Here is a 15,155-nt window from a genome sequence, read left to right as displayed (position 1 = left end):
AGTTTTGCTTTGCAAAACTTTTAAAGAATTTATTGTGGCTCGTTTGATCGGGAATTTAGGCGGCTATAGGTGATGCCCCTAAATCGTTTTTAAAATGATTGATGCAAGTAAATTTTGAGAAACTTCCCCTGAACAAAGAGAATAACTCTGAAAATTCTTGAAAATATACAAATTATTTCTTCTCGATTCTATAAACTTATGCAGATGATAGATTTCAAGGCGAATATTCTTCTACTTACTCAGCATTATGGCGTTTGTTTCTACTCTATTAGTCGTTATCATATTTAGAATGGCCGGTGCTTGGAACCACCCATTCTAAATATCAAATGTCATTAATACAATTCTTAACTTATGCAATCTGTTAGTCTCAAGAAGATGCTGCTCAAAAGAAAAACACTATCCTTGTTGAGAGGGTTGATTTCTAAACTGAGTTCTCCGATTGTAATTCAAGATCAAGAAGGAATGGTTTTGGTTACAGATTTGGGAATGGATACGGCAAATACTCTTAGTAAAAACAGTCCAGAAAGCATTGAGAAACTGACCGTAAATGATTGCTTAAATAAAATCCCTGTACTACTCGGCGATGAGATATTAGGATGGGTAATAGGTAACGAACAAGTTGAGCAAGTTGCTGATTTTTTGAGTTATTTAGCCAACCGTGAATTTGAGCAGAAAACTCTGGTGGCTGATGCTTTAGATAAATACCGAGAGATTAATCTGCTCTATACGATCGCAAGCAAAATGTCGAACTGTTTGGATGTGAAGGAAATCGGAACTCTGGTGCTTGAAGAGGCTGGTCGGTTAATCCCATCTACCAGCGCATCAGTGATGCTACATAATCATCAAACTAATTGTCTGGAAATTGTGTCGGCTAGAGGCACTGCCGAAAATGTAAATAGCCTACAGACTCATTCAAGTAAGGGGATCGCAGGTTATGTATTTACCACAGGGATACCTGAGCTAGTTAATGATGCGACACAAGATCATCGCTATATCGTCAATGAAAATGACTGTTATGCGATCATTTGTGCGCCAATTCTTGCCAAAGATCGAACTATTGGTGTAGTTAATATTAGTAATTCTGAGCCTGTTAATTATACATCTCAAGATCTGAAGCTATTTACCGCAATTGTTACTCAAGCTTCTGGAGTAATCGAGAATGCGCTTCTTCATGAGAGTAAATTGAGGGAACAAAGAATCAAAAATAATTTAGAGCGCTATCTCTCGCCACAGGTGGCCGAGGCAGTAATTAATGAGAAAGAGGAAGTATCACTAACTACCAGTAAGAGGAGAATTGCCATGTTGTTCTCTGATATTCGTAATTTTACGACTAAGTGTGAAGAATTAGAGCCAGAGCAACTTGTGACTTATCTCAATGAATATTTTACGCAGATGGTGGATGTGATTTTCAATCATCAGGGAACGGTAAATAAGTTTGTTGGCGATATGATTGTGGCGATGTTTGGCGCTCCGTCGGCGATCGCAGATCGTGAATATTGGGCGATCGCAGCGGCGATCAATATGCAAAAGCGGATCAAAAATTTGCCGATTGACTGGATTCGTGAGAACTTCATTACAGGAATTGGTATTAGTTCTGGGGATGTGATTGTTGGTAATATTGGCTCGCCTCAGCATATGGACTACACTGCGATCGGTGATGAGATGAACATTGCTTCTCGGTTGCAGGGATTAGCAAAAGGTGGTCAGATTTTGGTGACACGCAGTGTCTATGATGCAACACAGTCAAATTTTAAGTTTAGGGAGTTTGGAACTCTGCCTGTCAAAGGAAAAAAGAAACTAGTCGAAGTTTTTGAGGTAATCTATGAAGACTAGACGCAGCCCTGTACTCAAGTGTGTGCTAAAAGCTCAATTCCCTGTTAAAACGCTTTGCTTGGCAGTATTCTGATAGTCCACTTCAGTGGAATTACTCAAATAAACCAAGAATCAATTTCGTGGTTTATTTGAGTAATTCCTATTATTTTTGAGCTCTCAGCTCTGTAAGTGATACATTAGTTTTTAGATACATCGTAGGCTTGAAAGATGAGCAAAAAATTACTAATTGTTGACGATGAGCCACACATTCGTTTGCTTTTGGAGCAAACCTTAGAAGAACTGGAAGATTATGACGTAGAGCTATTAACAGCAACTAATGGTTTGGAAGCACTGGAAGCGATTCAGCGTGAAAAGCCAAATTTAGTATTCTTAGACGTAATGATGCCAAAGATGAATGGCTATGATGTCTGTCAAAAAGTAAAGGCTGATCCTGACTTAAGTGGTGTATATATAATTATGCTGACAGCTAAGGGGCAAGAATTTGATCGCAGTCGAGGCAAAGATGTTGGAGCGGATATCTACATGACTAAGCCCTTTGACCCTGATGAAATCTTAGAAAAATCCTGTGAAATTCTAGGAATAGAGACTTAAAAATGAGCGTAAATTTGACCTGTAAGTTAAGCGATCGCACTCTCGATAGCAGCCAAGCCAGTAGCCAACGTCAGTTGGCGATCTCTGTTTCAGCTAACGCTGCTTTTGATGGCAATAATGCGCCGCTTAACTTGTGCCTTGTTTTAGATCACAGTGGCTCCATGGGAGGACAACCCCTTGACACGGTCAAACGTGCTGCGCGAGATCTAATTGATTGTATGTATCCACAAGATCGAATTAGTGTAATTGGGTTTGATCACAAGGCTCATGTGGTGGTTGATAACCAACCAGTTGATCGGATTGAATCAATCAAAGCCAAAATTCAATCGCTCAAGGCTTCGGGTGGTACTTGTATCGATGATGGCATCAAGCTTGGCTTACAGGAAAGCAGCAAGGGCAAAGATGGCACGGTTAGCCAGATTTTTGTGCTGACCGATGGTGAAAATGAGCATGGTGATAATGAACGATGTTTTCAGTTTTCGCGCTTAGCCACTGAATACAATATGACCTTGCATAGCCTCGGCTTTGGTGATAACTGGAATCAGGATGTACTGGAACGCATTGCTGACGCTGGTGGTGGTGCGATGGCGTATATCCCCACACCTGAGGCAGCAGGTGAAGAATTTCAGAAATTATTAAAACGGGTCCAAGCGATCGGGCTGACCAATGCTCATCTAATTTTGCAGCTTGCGCCCCATGTCAGGCTAGCGGAATTAAAGCCGATCGCCCAAGTCTCTCCTGATACAATCGAGCTACCATACCAAACTGAGGGGAACGCGATTATTGTTAGACTTGGCGATCTGATGACGGATGTTGAAAGGGTGGTGCTATTTAATCTTTATATCAGCCCTGCTAGTTATACAGTCGAATATCCTGATAATTTAGAAATTCCGATTTTGACAGCTCAAGTCCGTTTTGACATCCCTGCCCTAGCAAAAACTAATTCATTGTCTTCATTAGTAGCAATCACGGCAGAGTTGGTTCAAGACTTTACGCCAAATGTCGATCCGCAGGTGCAGAATTATTTATTAGCTTTAGCCAAATATCGCCAAACCCAACTTGCAGAACAAAAGCTACAACAGGGCGATCGCACTGGTGCGGCGACAATGTTACAATCTGCTGCTAAAACCGCTTTGCAAATGGGTGATCATAATGCCTCGACGATCTTGCAAAATAACGCAACTCGTCTCCAAGAAGGCACGACTCTGAGCGAAGCTGATCGCAAAAAAACACGTATCGCGTCCAAAACTGTATTGCAATCGCCTCCAACCCCTTAAATTTTAGATTAAGTAAGTGTCTGTAAGACGCTGATCATCGCAATGTTCATCGCGAAAGTATAAAACTATCCATCTAAGTTGCCCTTATGATTATTTGCCCAAGTTGCTCCCATGCTAATCCTGACGGAGCTGTAAACTGCGAAGCTTGTTTTACGCCGTTACCAATTGTCAAAAATATTCAATGCCCTAGTTGTGGTGCAACTGTGTTATCAGATGCTAAGTTTTGTGGGCATTGTGGGTTTAATCTGAGTGCGGCAACTGCAATCAATCCGCTCCCAGATATTAATATTGAAAGTGCGATCGCGCCATCAATCGATCCATCAACTGAAGTTTTCCCTGTACCATCTATTTCCAGCGCTATGTCAAATTCTCTTCCTGATGCAATGGCCGAAGATGATTCTGCCGCAAATTTAGTCCCTAATTCTTTTGCCGAGGGGGCAACTGTTCCTAAGTTTACCGATATCGAAAACTTGCTCGCAACAGAGGAGCAAAATCCATCTGTAACCACACCGATGAATGAGCCAATTAGTGTGCCGATGAGTAGTGTCAAGACGCAGTTACAGCAATTTGCTGCGTCTTTGCTCCATGTGCAGACTAATCTCAATATCGAAATTCCTGCGCATTTACCAGTTGTGCATATTGGTAAATCAAATACGGTAATTCCTCCCGATATTGATGTGTCGGGTTTCCCAGATTCAGATATTGTTTCGCGCATCCATGCGGATATTCGTGCTGAGGCTGGCTCTTTTTATCTTGAGGATACAGGTAGCTCTAACGGTACTTATGTCAACAATTTGCCCTTACCTGCGGGCAATCGTCATAAGCTCAGGGCAGGCGATCGCATTTCTCTCGGCAAAGGTGACAAAGTTAGCTTTGTATTTCAATTGACCTCATAAAGCGATAGAGATCTTTCGCTTTGCGCCTTTTTTATGGGGATAATTGCAGTACTAGACGGACTTTGCCAGTGATAGGATTAGGTGATCGCCATTCTAAAATGAGCTTTTCTACTTCGGAGATCGAATTCGCATCTTTCAATATCGAACCTTGATTATCAGTAGATATATTGCTAATGCGATCGCCTACAATCTCTAGCTCGAAAGTGAGCGTCCCTGTTGTGGATGCGTTAATTTGCTGAGTTTGGATGTAACGAACTAAAGATGAGTTTATATCACTGGGCAATTCCGATTGAATCTGTAAAACTTTGATATTGACTCTGATATTAGCTATGGCATTGCCATCAGCCATACGAGACTCTGTCGAGGGAATAGATAACGGTGCAGATGGGGCTGCTGATGGAGCAGGTTCTCCTGCAATTGTTGCAGATTGAGAGAAATTGTCTTTCTTTGGGGACTCTAATTGCCTTGGTTTTGTCGTGGGACTTGATGGTTTTATCGCACCTATAATCGAACGCATATTATCCGTTGCACGTTGGGAATTAGTAGAATCAGCAACAGCAGATTCAGGTGCGATCGCGACTTTATTGGATTGCTCTAGCTCCTTGCGATCGCGATTTATATTTTGAGAGGATTGAGAGAGGCTAGAAGCAGCAGGAGCCTTTGCTATATTGCTTTTTTCTTCAGAAAGAGAAGGCTTGGGACTAAGCGCAATCGGGTTTGTCGATTTTGGTGAAGCATCCACCTTTGCGCGATTTTCTACTTTGTTGTCTAAGTTGTCTAATCTAACGGAAGGTATAGATGCTTTCTCAGGATCAGAAGCTGATGGCGTAGAAGCAATTTGATAGCTGGGTTGCTCACCAAAGGGTGGTGAAATTAGACGAATTGCGCCAATACTGACACCGACGATCGCGATCGCACCTGCAACAATTTTGAGCCAGTTGGGATTGAGGCGGCGCACTTCTAGTACTAAGTTTGGCAAAATCACAAACTCATTGGTACAGAGTTCTAGACTTTCGTATAGATCAAATAATTGTAAGGTCGAGAGTTGCAACTTCGGCAGTTGGGGAACAGCAATCGCATGATCGAGAGTTTCAAAGTCATCTTGTGTCAACCAGTGATCGCAATAAGCGGTAACGCCTTCGATTAAGCTGATAATTTGCTGCTGATTACCTTTAATAATTTTTTTGCCGTGAGCTAATTGCAGACGAAAGCTCAAATTTTGAGCAACGGTCTGCGATTGCCAATCCGATAAAGGCGATCGCTCCGTCCAGACCTCTAAGAGACAGGTCGGCAATTCGTAGCGGCGGCTCAAGGTATTTGATTCCGAATGTGAGTAACGCATGGGGCTTATATTCGGTTAGCTTGGCTTTTGCCCTGACCGATGTTCTGAACTGATCTAGCTACTCTGATTATATAGGCGATCGCAATTTCTTTGCAGCGCTTTGCCCTCAAACCCAAACCAATAAATTTTTGAAAGTGTTGCAAAGCAACACTTTCAAAAATTTATTGGTATAGTCAAACCCTGTAAGGGTTTTAAAAGCACAAAATGGCTGCGATACTCATCTTTTGGGCTTTGCTTTGCATTGCGAGAAATTGCTATAAATGGTTTGGGTGAGTGAAGCCCGCCCAAACCATTTAGAATTTTATTTGCGCGATCGCTTCCATAGGCGATAGCCAATAAATGAAGCGATCGCTAGCAAAACGCCGAAAACTACGACCTTGGTTATGACATCAATATAGTCTTCGACCAGCTTGTAGTTCTTACCCAAAAAATACCCTGCATAGGTTAATAAAGTTACCCAGACAATTGTCCCAATCGTGGAATAGATAAAGAACGGGACTATAGGCATTTTGCTAATACCTGCGGGAATGGAAATCAAAGTGCGAATGCCAGGAACGAGCCGACCGAATAAAACTGCCTTTGAACCATGCTTTTGAAACCAATTCGTCGATTTCTCAATGTCTTCGCCAGAAATGCCAATCCATTTACCATAGCGGCTTGCTAACAATTGCAATCTCTGCTGTCCGAGCAATAATCCTGCATAGTACCAAGGGATTGCACCCAAGATCGTCCCGATCACACCCGCAGCGATCGCAGGAATAACCTGAATTTGTGTATTGGGAAAAGTTGCTGTATATCCTGCCAAGGGCATAATTAACTCTGAAGGAATTGGTGGAAAGAGATTTTCTAAAAACATCAGTAGCCCGATCCCCAGATAGCCTAGGGAGTTCATGGTATTAGTAATCCATTCCTGCATTTGTATTCGCCCAGTTATAAAGTTGCATATTTGCCAATCTGCCCCTTAAACCCTACCAAAAATCGTAGCGAATATAGCGATTAAGATCGCCAATAAAGGTTAAGTTGGTAAAGTAAGTCGATAATTGTATTTGTAAGCGTACCTGTTAAGCGCAAATGATTACGATGCAGTTACGTAAAGTTTACTCAAAGTAATTGTGGCGAATCTTCCATGAAAAAGTCTTTTATTTATCGCACTTTACAAGTTGCCTCGGCAGTAACAGTTTTTTCCATGATTTCGATGTGGGCTTCCTCAAATCATATAGACATTGTTTCTGATGCTCTCACGCAGATAGATTCGCTGTTGGTGATTCTGGTGATTGCTGTGGGTCTACCCTATTTTTGTTATAACGTTTTGGGTAAGCTCTACACACCGCCCAAATCCCGAAATCCCGATAAATCGTCTCAGTCTAGTGCTTCGACACTTAATCAAGAAGACTTTAATGAGATTTTTGAAGAAGAAATTGAGGTCATGCAGTATCGAGGTAATCGTTATAAACCAGAAGATTTAGCGATTAAAAGCGATCAAAAAAATGTTGATGAGGATCAGCCTGTGATCAAATATCGTGGAGTAAGTGTTGCGAATGAATCTTCACAGGATTTTCGAGATTCTTTCTCAGAAGCAAGAGAATCGCAAAAGTCAGCTAAGCCTAAAGAAAGGATAAAATATCGTGGATCTTATGTGGATTAAAAGTAAAGCTTAAAACCCACAAAAGCAAAGCGCCCGTTATGTTGGCGCTTTGCTTTTGTGGGTTTCATAGCAATGTAAGTTTTGCTTAGGATATAAAACCCAAAAGATTAATGGCGGTGCGAAGCACCGCCATTAATCTTTTGGGTTTTGATTTGGCCTAACTAACTCAATCATTGCTATAGTTGCTATTACGCCAAGTTACTTAGGTTAGAATTTTCATAGATTAAATTATATTCTCAAAAACTTCATGGTTTTATTGCAGACTTTGCCCGCAGAATCACTTAGCCCATCTCTTGAATCAAAAGAAACCGCTCGGAAATTTGCCGCTCTGCGATCGCAACTCGCCAAACATAAGTTAGATGCCTATTTTGTCCCTTCAGCCGATGAGCATCTCAATGAATATTTGCCAGAAGCCAAACAACGTCGTCAATGGATTAGTGGCTTTACTGGCTCCGCAGGTGATTTTTTGATCAGCACTGAGCAAGCTTGGGTATTTGTGGATTCACGCTATTACGAACAAGCGGATATGCAAGTGGATGCAAATCTCCAAAAAGTCTGCAAAGTTGGTCTAGAAGAGCATCCAACCGTAGAAGAGGTGCTTGAAGAACTTGGTCAAAATGCTGCGAAACAATTACAAACCTTCCGATTGGGGATTGATCCCTTTACGATTACCGTCGCTCAATATCGACGCTTCTCAGAACGTTTAAGCGACGGTGGAGTGCAGATAGTTCCCATTATCGAAAACTTAGTAGATGCAGTGCGATCGCAAAGTCCTTGGATAGAAAGCGAACCTATTCCACCTTTTGGTGATCAACCTGTAATTACCCTTCCTGACTCAGTTACTGGTGAGAGTTTAGCCAAAAAATTAGAGCGCGTCCGTGAAGTGATGGGCAAGAAGAAAGCCGCAATTTTACCCGTGACTAAGCTCGATCAGATTGCATGGCTTTACAATTTGCGCGGTCGCGATGTTGAGTGCAATCCTGTATTTATTAGCTATGCGATCGTCACTACAACTGATGCATATCTTTTTACAAATACATCGCGCATTGATGACCCAGTGCGTCAGGCTCTGGCTGGACAGGTGCAAATTCTTGATTACGAGCAATACATTCCCATTTTGAGATCGCTAGTTGCTGAACAGAAGAATGTACTGGTTGCGATCGCTCAAACCACCTATGGCACATATCTACAACTTAAAGATGTCAAAGCGAAAATAGTTGGTGCTGAACACCCAATCGAGACTTTCAAAGCACACAAAAATGCTGTGGAAATCGCCCAAATGCAACAAGCTAACCTGAAGGCTAGCCTCGCCAAAACTCTTACTCTCAAATGGATAGAAGAACAGATCAGTGTTGGCAATACCATCAGTGAACGTGATGTTGCTAATAAAATTGAAGGCTTATATAAACAGCAAGAAGGTTTCTACGATCTCAGCTTCCCCACGATCGCAGGCACTGGCGCAAATGGCTCGATCGTCCATTACAGCAATCCTAATCCTGATTGTAAACTTCTTCATGGCGAATTGCTGCTGTTAGATTCTGGCTCACAATTTTACGGCGGGACTACCGATGATACTCGCGCCATTAGCATTGGTAAGCCTACAGAAGAGCAATGCGATCGCTATACGGAAGTTCTAAAATCACATATTAATTGCGCAATGCAAAAATTTCCTAAAGGCACGACAGGTAGCCAAATCGATGGTATTGCCCGTTCTTCAATGTGGCAAAGTGGACTAGATTTTGGACATGGTACTGGTCACGGCGTAGGCGTATTTCTCAATGTCCATGAGGGCCCAAATGGTATTAGTAAGCGCGTTAATCAATCTCTCGATCTGGGTACAATCAATAGCATCGAACCAGGCTACTATGAACCTCAATGGGGTGGTATTCGCTTGGAAAATCTCTATTTTGTAAAAGAAGTCGCGACTGAATTAGACAGTCCTCAGAAGTCAAACCCAAATAAAACTCCTTGGTACGAGTTTGAATCCTTGACCTATATTCCCTTTGACAAGAAACTGATCGATCGCAGCAAGCTCAATCCTCAACAAATCTCATGGCTGGAAAGCTACTATGCGGCTGTAGTGCAGAAATTATCTCCTTTACTTACAGAGGAGGAAACGATTTGGTTAAACCAAGCTTGTAGCTTTTGATGCGGTTTTGCGATCGCGTTGGTGTTGCCTATATTCAGCATGGTTGCAAACAGTTATGGATTTTCATCCCTTAACTAGTAGGTGTTTTAGTCTAAATTTTTTGCTTATTGACTCTTGATTGTTCTGAATACATACAACACCTGAGAATGATAATACGTAGCTTTTATGGACATATTTAGGTGAAATTTGATGAAAATTGCTGTGATTCCTGCACGAGGAGGAAGCAAACGCATTCCGAGAAAAAATATTAAGACTTTTTTTGGAAAGCCTATGATTGCCTGGTCAATTAAGAAGGCGATCGCTTCTGAACTATTTGATAAAATCATCATTTCTACTGATGACGATGAAATTGCTAAAATCGCTACAAAATATGGTGCAGAAGTTCCGTTCATACGTCCCGCAGAGCTTGCCAATGATTACACAGGTACAACCGAGGTGATTGCCCATGCCACCCAATGGTTTATCGATCAAGGTTGGCAAATTTCTTCTGTTTGTTGTATCTATGCAACAGCACCTTTTATCCAAGTAGAAGATCTTAGACGAGCTTGGCAAACATTAGAGTCTGGTAACTGGGCATACGCTTTTTCAGCAACAGATTTTGCCGCGCCGATCTTTCGGGCATTCAGCGAACATCCTGATGGCGGTATCGAGATGTTCTTCCCAGAGCATTTTTCAACTCGTTCTCAAGACTTACCTAGAGCTTTGCATGATGCAGGGCAATTTTATTGGGGACAACCATCGGCTTGGCTAGAGAACAAACGCGTTTTTGATCGTCATTCTGTACCCGTACTGATACCAAGATGGTCTGTGCAGGATATTGATAATGAAGAAGATTGGATACGAGCTGAGATGATTGCGCCTATGATCATAAATAGGAAATCCTAAAATAATTGCTAGGGACGGTAATCTTATGTCATTCAATAGTGAACAAGAAGAATTTTGGGCAGCTACATATGCTGAAGACTACATTAAAAAGAACCATGAGTTTGATCACAATCTTGGAGCTGAAGTATGGGCAAAGATACTTGCGAACATTCACGGGGAGATAAACACGTTTTTAGAATGTGGTTGCAATATTGGTCGAAATATTGAACAAATCAAGCAGATTTTACCTAATGCTCAGCCTTCAATCATTGAAATTAGTGAACCTGCTTTTAACTTTGTGATCTCTTGCCATAATTTTAACCATGCTTTTAATGGCGCAATTTTAGATTCATCATTTGACTCTAACTCTTTTGATTTAGTCTTTACTATGGGGGTTCTAATTCATATTAACCCAGATCAACTACTTACACATATGGAAAAAATGTTTTGGTATTCATCCAAATATATTTTGATGGGTGAATATTTTAATCGAACACCGATTTCACTTGAATATCAGGGAGAGAAAGATAAATTGTTTAAACGTGATTTTGGAAAACTATTTATCAAAAACTTTAGTGTGCGCTTAGTTGACTATGGATTTCTATGGGGACACATCTATGATTCTGCTGGATTTGATGACATAACATGGTGGTTATTTGAAAAGAATTAAGACTTTACTTAGTAATCAATTTTTAAGTTGAACTGGAAATGAATTTAATTCCTCTAAATGTTCTGATTGTTGGGTGTGGCAATATTGCGGGTAGATTTGACATGAATCGCCCCAGTGCGGATTTACCATTTACCCATGCGGGAGCCTATACTCGCGATCGCCGTTATCAGATTACAGCTTGTGTAGAACCCAATGATTCAGCTCGTAAAGAGTTCATGGAATTTTGGTCTATTCCTGTAGGGTTTCGGACAATTGATGAAGTCTTGAATTGCAGTCATCAGTTTGATGTGATCAGTATTTGTTCTCCTACCACCTGCCATGCTCATGATCTTGATATATCTATAAGTCTGAAGCCCAAGTTGATTTTTTGCGAAAAGCCCGTTACAACATCTGCTTTGGAAACAGAAAGACTTGTTCTAGAATGTCAGAAAATTAATATTCAGCTTGCTATAAACTATACCCGTCGCTGGGATCAAGACGTTTCTCAATTACAAACTGATATCAAGAATGGGCGTTTGGGGCATCTAAGGTCAGTGATCGGGGTTTACAACAAGGGACTGTTAAACAATGGTTCTCACCTATTAGATCTACTGAATTTTTTGCTGGGTACAATACATATTGTCAAAGTCGGCAAGCCAGTTCAAGATTTTTTTGAGCTTGATCCAACTGTACCAATGTGGTTAGAAACTAAAGATGGATGTCCAGTTCATATTGTGGCTGCAAATGCTCAAGATTATGCGATCTTTGAGCTGCAATTTATATTCTCAACAGGGGTATTAGTAATGGAAGATGGTGGGATGTTTTGGCGTAGTCGTCAGGTTACCGATAGTGACACTTTTAAAGGTTATCAAGTACTTGCTGATAGTGTTAGATCTCATGGCAATTATCCCCATGCCATGTCTCAAGCCGTTGATAATATTTATCGGGCGATCGCACAAGGAGATAGCCTAGCTAGCACAGGTGAATCAGCCCTACTTACCCAATATATGTGTGAACAAATTAAGCAAGCCATTCCCATTCAGTAGAACTATAAAATTATGACATCAGCCAACACCGAAAAACTTGCCTTGCTTGGGGGCCCTAAAACGATCTCAACTACCTTTAAACGCTATAACCCGATTGGCGTAGAAGAAGTAGAAGCCGCTAAACAAGTGATTGAAAGCGGTGTTTTATCTCAGTTTTTGGGAACTTGGCACGAAGACTTTTATGGTGGCGTTAAGGTTCAGGAATTTGAACGAGCCTGTGAGTCTTATTTTGGGGTCAGAAATGCGATTACAGTTAATTCATGGACTTCAGGTTTAATCGCGGCGGTTGGCGCGATTGCTATTGAGCCTGGGGATGAGGTGATTGTTAGTCCTTGGACAATGTGTGCTAGTGCGACAGCAATTCTGCATTGGAACGCCATACCTGTATTTGCAGATATTGAACCAGAAACTTTTAATTTAGATCCTAAATCCGTGGAAGCAAATATTACTCCCTACACCAAAGCGATTATGGCGGTGGATATTTTCGGGCATTCGGCAAATATGGATGCTCTAATGGCGATCGCCGATAAATACAACCTGAAAGTTATTTCCGATAGCGCTCAGTCTCCTGCGGCAATGTACAAGGGCAAATATGCTGGCACTCTAGCCCACATTGGCGGTTATAGCCTCAATTACCACAAACATATTCATACTGGTGAAGGTGGTATTTTAGTTACGGATGACGATGAACTAGCCGAACGAATGCGACTAATTCGTAACCATGCGGAGGCGGTAGTTGGTGATAAGGGCGTTAAAGATCTCACGAATATGATTGGTTATAATTTTCGGCTGGGTGAGATTGAATGTGCGATCGGAATTGAGCAGCTAAAAAAACTCACAGGATTAGTTGAGTCACGTCAATGTCTTGGCGATCGCCTAAGCATGGGATTAAGAGAACTAGCAGGATTGCAAGTACCCGTAGTCAAGCCAGATTGCACCCATGTTTATTATGTTTATCCTCTGGTGTTAGATGTCAATTTACTTGGGGTGAGCCGCGATAAAATTTGGGAAGCCTTGCAAGCAGAGGGTGTTCCCGTAGGTAAAAGCTATCAGAACTTACATTTATTGCCGATGTATCAAAAAAAGATCGCCTATGGCTCGAAAGGATTTCCTTGGACTTCAGAAATTTGTCACCGTACAGTCAACTATGCGCGTGGTATCTGTCCTGTGGCTGAGGAGCTAAATGATACTTCCTATCTCAGTATTGGTATGTGTGTTTATGATCTAACTGATGAACATATAGACTTGATTATTCAAGCATTTCAAAAAGTTTGGAATTCCCTAGATGCTTTGCGTTCCTATGCCTAATCAATTGAGTAAAGTTATCCATCTTCCTCTAACTGGAAAACTCGTGAGATTACAGAAATTTACAACCGAAAATCTTACGAACGAATATATTAGTTGGCTGAATGATTTCGATGTTGTTAGGTATAGCAATCAAAGATTTCGTCAACATAATCAAGAAACCTGTAGGGCTTACTTCAATTCTTTTGAAAATTCCGATCATATTTTTGTCGCAATTTATCAAGACACAAAATTTATTGGCACAATGACAGCATATATTTCCAGAATTCATCAAACTGCGGATATGGGTATCATGGTTGGAGATCGCCAATATTGGGGTAAAGGGGTAGGCAAAGATGCATGGACAACCCTAATGCAAGGACTTTTTGAGCAGAGCCAACTTCGGAAAATTACTGGAGGAACCTTGAGATGTAACAAGGCTATGGTTAATATTATGGTGAGTTCTGGGATGCAACCAGATGGCATCAGAATTGATCAGGAATTAGTTGATGGAAACGCAGTGGATATCCTACATTTTGCAAAATTTTCCCATGCTTGAGTCTTTATCCTTTCCCCTAGCGATCGCCGCCCATGATGCTGGAGCCGTAAATCACATTATTGCTTGGTTCAAGCATTTAGCTAATCAGCAAACTAACCCAATCAATAGGTCAGTTACTGTTTGTTTAGCCGATCCTGCTCTTTCTCTTTGGTTAAGAGCATTTCCCGACTCAAAAATCGGTAATCTTTTAGATACTTTGTCAAATAGTAAACTACTGATTAGTGGTACTGGTTGGCAATCGAATTTAGAGCATGATGCGAGGAAATTAGCGCGATCTTTAGGAATTAAGTCAGTTGCCGTCATTGATCATTGGGCAAACTACCGCGATCGCTTTATTCGTGATAATGAAGAGTTTTTACCAGACGAAATTTGGGTAACGGATGAATATGCTAAAAAACTCGCCGAAAATTACTTCCCTGACTTGCGAATAGTACAGTTGCCAAATCTTTATCTAGAGAGCATTGTTGCCGAAGTACGTTTGCAAGAAGCGTCTGTTCTCAATTCCGCAGCAACAAGATTACTTTATGTTCTCGAACCGATTCGTCAAGTTTGGGGTAATGGTGATCAGCTAGGAGAATTTCAAGCTTTAGACTTCTTTATCGAAAATATAAATCTTTTGGAATTTAGAGAACAACTCTCGATTAAAATGCGTCCCCATCCTTCCGATGGTATCGGTAAATATGATCAATGGATAGAATCTCAAAAAAATTTAGATATTTCTCTAGATATTTCTCTAGATATTTCGCGAACATTAGCTGAGGCGATCGCATGGTCAAATGTCGTAGTTGGCTGCCAAACCTATGCTATGGTTGTCGCATTGGCGGCTGAGAGACAAGTTATATGCTCAATACCTCCATACGGAGAGGATTGTGTTCTACCTCAAACCGAAATTATCAAATTAGCAGATCTTATTACCTAGACTATTGTAAGATTTATTGAAAAATCCAGAACATAAACCATCGGTTAGCTCGTTAAATTAAATATAAGCGATCTGTTCCTAATCTTTTGTCAAAGAATCCA

General features: G+C 41.1%; 14 protein-coding genes. 12 read left to right on the top strand and 2 right to left on the bottom strand.

Annotation, left to right across the window (positions count from 1 at the left end; all coding sequences use genetic code 11):
• The first annotated feature begins 351 nt into the window (after positions 1 to 351).
• From CQ839_RS13245 to CQ839_RS13230, 4 genes are all read left to right on the top strand, one after another.
• Complete coding sequence (locus CQ839_RS13245; RefSeq protein ID WP_103668756.1) at positions 352 to 1,833, top strand: adenylate/guanylate cyclase domain-containing protein; 1,482 nt, start codon at positions 352 to 354, stop codon at positions 1,831 to 1,833.
• 207 nt (positions 1,834 to 2,040) lie between these two features.
• Positions 2,041 to 2,424 (top strand): response regulator transcription factor, encoded by a 384-nt coding sequence (locus tag CQ839_RS13240; RefSeq protein WP_103668755.1) that lies wholly within the window; start codon positions 2,041 to 2,043, stop codon positions 2,422 to 2,424.
• A 2-nt stretch (positions 2,425 to 2,426) separates the two neighbouring features.
• Positions 2,427 to 3,701 carry a VWA domain-containing protein gene (locus CQ839_RS13235; RefSeq protein WP_103668754.1) on the top strand — a complete coding sequence of 425 codons (1,275 nt, stop codon included), beginning with the start codon at positions 2,427 to 2,429 and terminating at the stop codon, positions 3,699 to 3,701.
• An 86-nt stretch (positions 3,702 to 3,787) separates the two neighbouring features.
• The gene (locus CQ839_RS13230) at positions 3,788 to 4,597 is read left to right on the top strand and encodes an FHA domain-containing protein (RefSeq protein ID WP_103668753.1); all 810 of its coding nucleotides are present in this window, start codon (positions 3,788 to 3,790) and stop codon (positions 4,595 to 4,597) included.
• 31 nt (positions 4,598 to 4,628) lie between these two features.
• On the opposite strand, the gene CQ839_RS13225 is transcribed toward CQ839_RS13230, so the two are convergent.
• Positions 4,629 to 5,939: an after-VIT domain-containing protein gene (locus CQ839_RS13225; protein ID WP_103668752.1), complete on the bottom strand. Its 1,311-nt coding sequence runs from the start codon at positions 5,937 to 5,939 to the stop codon at positions 4,629 to 4,631.
• 301 nt (positions 5,940 to 6,240) lie between these two features.
• Positions 6,241 to 6,855 (bottom strand): DedA family protein, encoded by a 615-nt coding sequence (locus CQ839_RS13220; RefSeq protein WP_103668751.1) that lies wholly within the window; start codon positions 6,853 to 6,855, stop codon positions 6,241 to 6,243.
• A 210-nt stretch (positions 6,856 to 7,065) separates the two neighbouring features.
• Here CQ839_RS13220 and CQ839_RS13215 point away from each other — a divergent pair, with 210 nt between their 5' ends.
• The 8 genes from CQ839_RS13215 to CQ839_RS13180 all read left to right on the top strand — a co-directional run bounded on the left by CQ839_RS13215 (position 7,066) and on the right by CQ839_RS13180 (position 15,054).
• The gene (locus tag CQ839_RS13215; RefSeq protein ID WP_103668750.1) at positions 7,066 to 7,584 is read left to right on the top strand and encodes a hypothetical protein; all 519 of its coding nucleotides are present in this window, start codon (positions 7,066 to 7,068) and stop codon (positions 7,582 to 7,584) included.
• Between the two features lie 247 nt (positions 7,585 to 7,831).
• Positions 7,832 to 9,733: an aminopeptidase P family N-terminal domain-containing protein gene (locus tag CQ839_RS13210; RefSeq protein ID WP_103668749.1), complete on the top strand. Its 1,902-nt coding sequence runs from the start codon at positions 7,832 to 7,834 to the stop codon at positions 9,731 to 9,733.
• A gap of 189 nt (positions 9,734 to 9,922) precedes the next feature.
• Positions 9,923 to 10,618, top strand: coding sequence for a pseudaminic acid cytidylyltransferase (gene pseF / locus CQ839_RS13205; protein ID WP_103668748.1), 696 nt, complete (start codon positions 9,923 to 9,925; stop codon positions 10,616 to 10,618).
• A gap of 25 nt (positions 10,619 to 10,643) precedes the next feature.
• Entirely contained in the window at positions 10,644 to 11,267 is a 624-nt protein-coding gene (locus CQ839_RS13200; protein WP_103668747.1) for a pseudaminic acid biosynthesis-associated methylase, read from the top strand.
• 38 nt (positions 11,268 to 11,305) lie between these two features.
• Complete coding sequence (locus tag CQ839_RS13195; protein WP_103668746.1) at positions 11,306 to 12,292, top strand: Gfo/Idh/MocA family protein; 987 nt, start codon at positions 11,306 to 11,308, stop codon at positions 12,290 to 12,292.
• A 12-nt stretch (positions 12,293 to 12,304) separates the two neighbouring features.
• Positions 12,305 to 13,600 (top strand): DegT/DnrJ/EryC1/StrS aminotransferase family protein, encoded by a 1,296-nt coding sequence (locus tag CQ839_RS13190; protein ID WP_103668745.1) that lies wholly within the window; start codon positions 12,305 to 12,307, stop codon positions 13,598 to 13,600.
• The gene (locus CQ839_RS13185) at positions 13,593 to 14,135 is read left to right on the top strand and encodes a GNAT family N-acetyltransferase (protein ID WP_181016195.1); all 543 of its coding nucleotides are present in this window, start codon (positions 13,593 to 13,595) and stop codon (positions 14,133 to 14,135) included. The genes CQ839_RS13190 and CQ839_RS13185 overlap by 8 nt, the downstream gene beginning before the upstream one ends.
• On the top strand, positions 14,128 to 15,054 hold the full coding sequence (locus CQ839_RS13180; RefSeq protein WP_103668743.1) for a hypothetical protein: 927 nt from the start codon (positions 14,128 to 14,130) through the stop codon (positions 15,052 to 15,054). The genes CQ839_RS13185 and CQ839_RS13180 overlap by 8 nt, the downstream gene beginning before the upstream one ends.
• The last annotated feature ends 101 nt before the right edge of the window (positions 15,055 to 15,155 follow it).

It is taken from the genome of Pseudanabaena sp. BC1403 (assembly GCF_002914585.1).
Classification (GTDB): domain Bacteria; phylum Cyanobacteriota; class Cyanobacteriia; order Pseudanabaenales; family Pseudanabaenaceae; genus Pseudanabaena.
The sequence above is the reverse complement of the archived record's forward strand: the minus strand, read 5'-3'. Positions and strand labels throughout refer to the sequence as shown.

What these genes read in the sequence shown, in the direction of transcription:
- CQ839_RS13185 (WP_181016195.1), top strand. Translation starts at nt 13,593, where the DNA reads ATGCCTAATCAATTGAGTAAAGTTATCCATCTTCCTCTAACTGGAAAA.
- CQ839_RS13230 (WP_103668753.1), top strand. Translation starts at nt 3,788, where the DNA reads ATGATTATTTGCCCAAGTTGCTCCCATGCTAATCCTGACGGAGCTGTA.
- CQ839_RS13195 (WP_103668746.1), top strand. Translation starts at nt 11,306, where the DNA reads ATGAATTTAATTCCTCTAAATGTTCTGATTGTTGGGTGTGGCAATATT.
- CQ839_RS13235 (WP_103668754.1), top strand. Translation starts at nt 2,427, where the DNA reads ATGAGCGTAAATTTGACCTGTAAGTTAAGCGATCGCACTCTCGATAGC.
- CQ839_RS13180 (WP_103668743.1), top strand. Translation starts at nt 14,128, where the DNA reads ATGCTTGAGTCTTTATCCTTTCCCCTAGCGATCGCCGCCCATGATGCT.
- pseF (WP_103668748.1), top strand. Translation starts at nt 9,923, where the DNA reads ATGAAAATTGCTGTGATTCCTGCACGAGGAGGAAGCAAACGCATTCCG.
- CQ839_RS13220 (WP_103668751.1), bottom strand. Translation starts at nt 6,855, where the DNA reads ATGCAGGAATGGATTACTAATACCATGAACTCCCTAGGCTATCTGGGG.
- CQ839_RS13190 (WP_103668745.1), top strand. Translation starts at nt 12,305, where the DNA reads ATGACATCAGCCAACACCGAAAAACTTGCCTTGCTTGGGGGCCCTAAA.
- CQ839_RS13210 (WP_103668749.1), top strand. Translation starts at nt 7,832, where the DNA reads ATGGTTTTATTGCAGACTTTGCCCGCAGAATCACTTAGCCCATCTCTT.
- CQ839_RS13240 (WP_103668755.1), top strand. Translation starts at nt 2,041, where the DNA reads ATGAGCAAAAAATTACTAATTGTTGACGATGAGCCACACATTCGTTTG.
- CQ839_RS13245 (WP_103668756.1), top strand. Translation starts at nt 352, where the DNA reads ATGCAATCTGTTAGTCTCAAGAAGATGCTGCTCAAAAGAAAAACACTA.
- CQ839_RS13225 (WP_103668752.1), bottom strand. Translation starts at nt 5,939, where the DNA reads ATGCGTTACTCACATTCGGAATCAAATACCTTGAGCCGCCGCTACGAA.
- CQ839_RS13215 (WP_103668750.1), top strand. Translation starts at nt 7,066, where the DNA reads ATGAAAAAGTCTTTTATTTATCGCACTTTACAAGTTGCCTCGGCAGTA.
- CQ839_RS13200 (WP_103668747.1), top strand. Translation starts at nt 10,644, where the DNA reads ATGTCATTCAATAGTGAACAAGAAGAATTTTGGGCAGCTACATATGCT.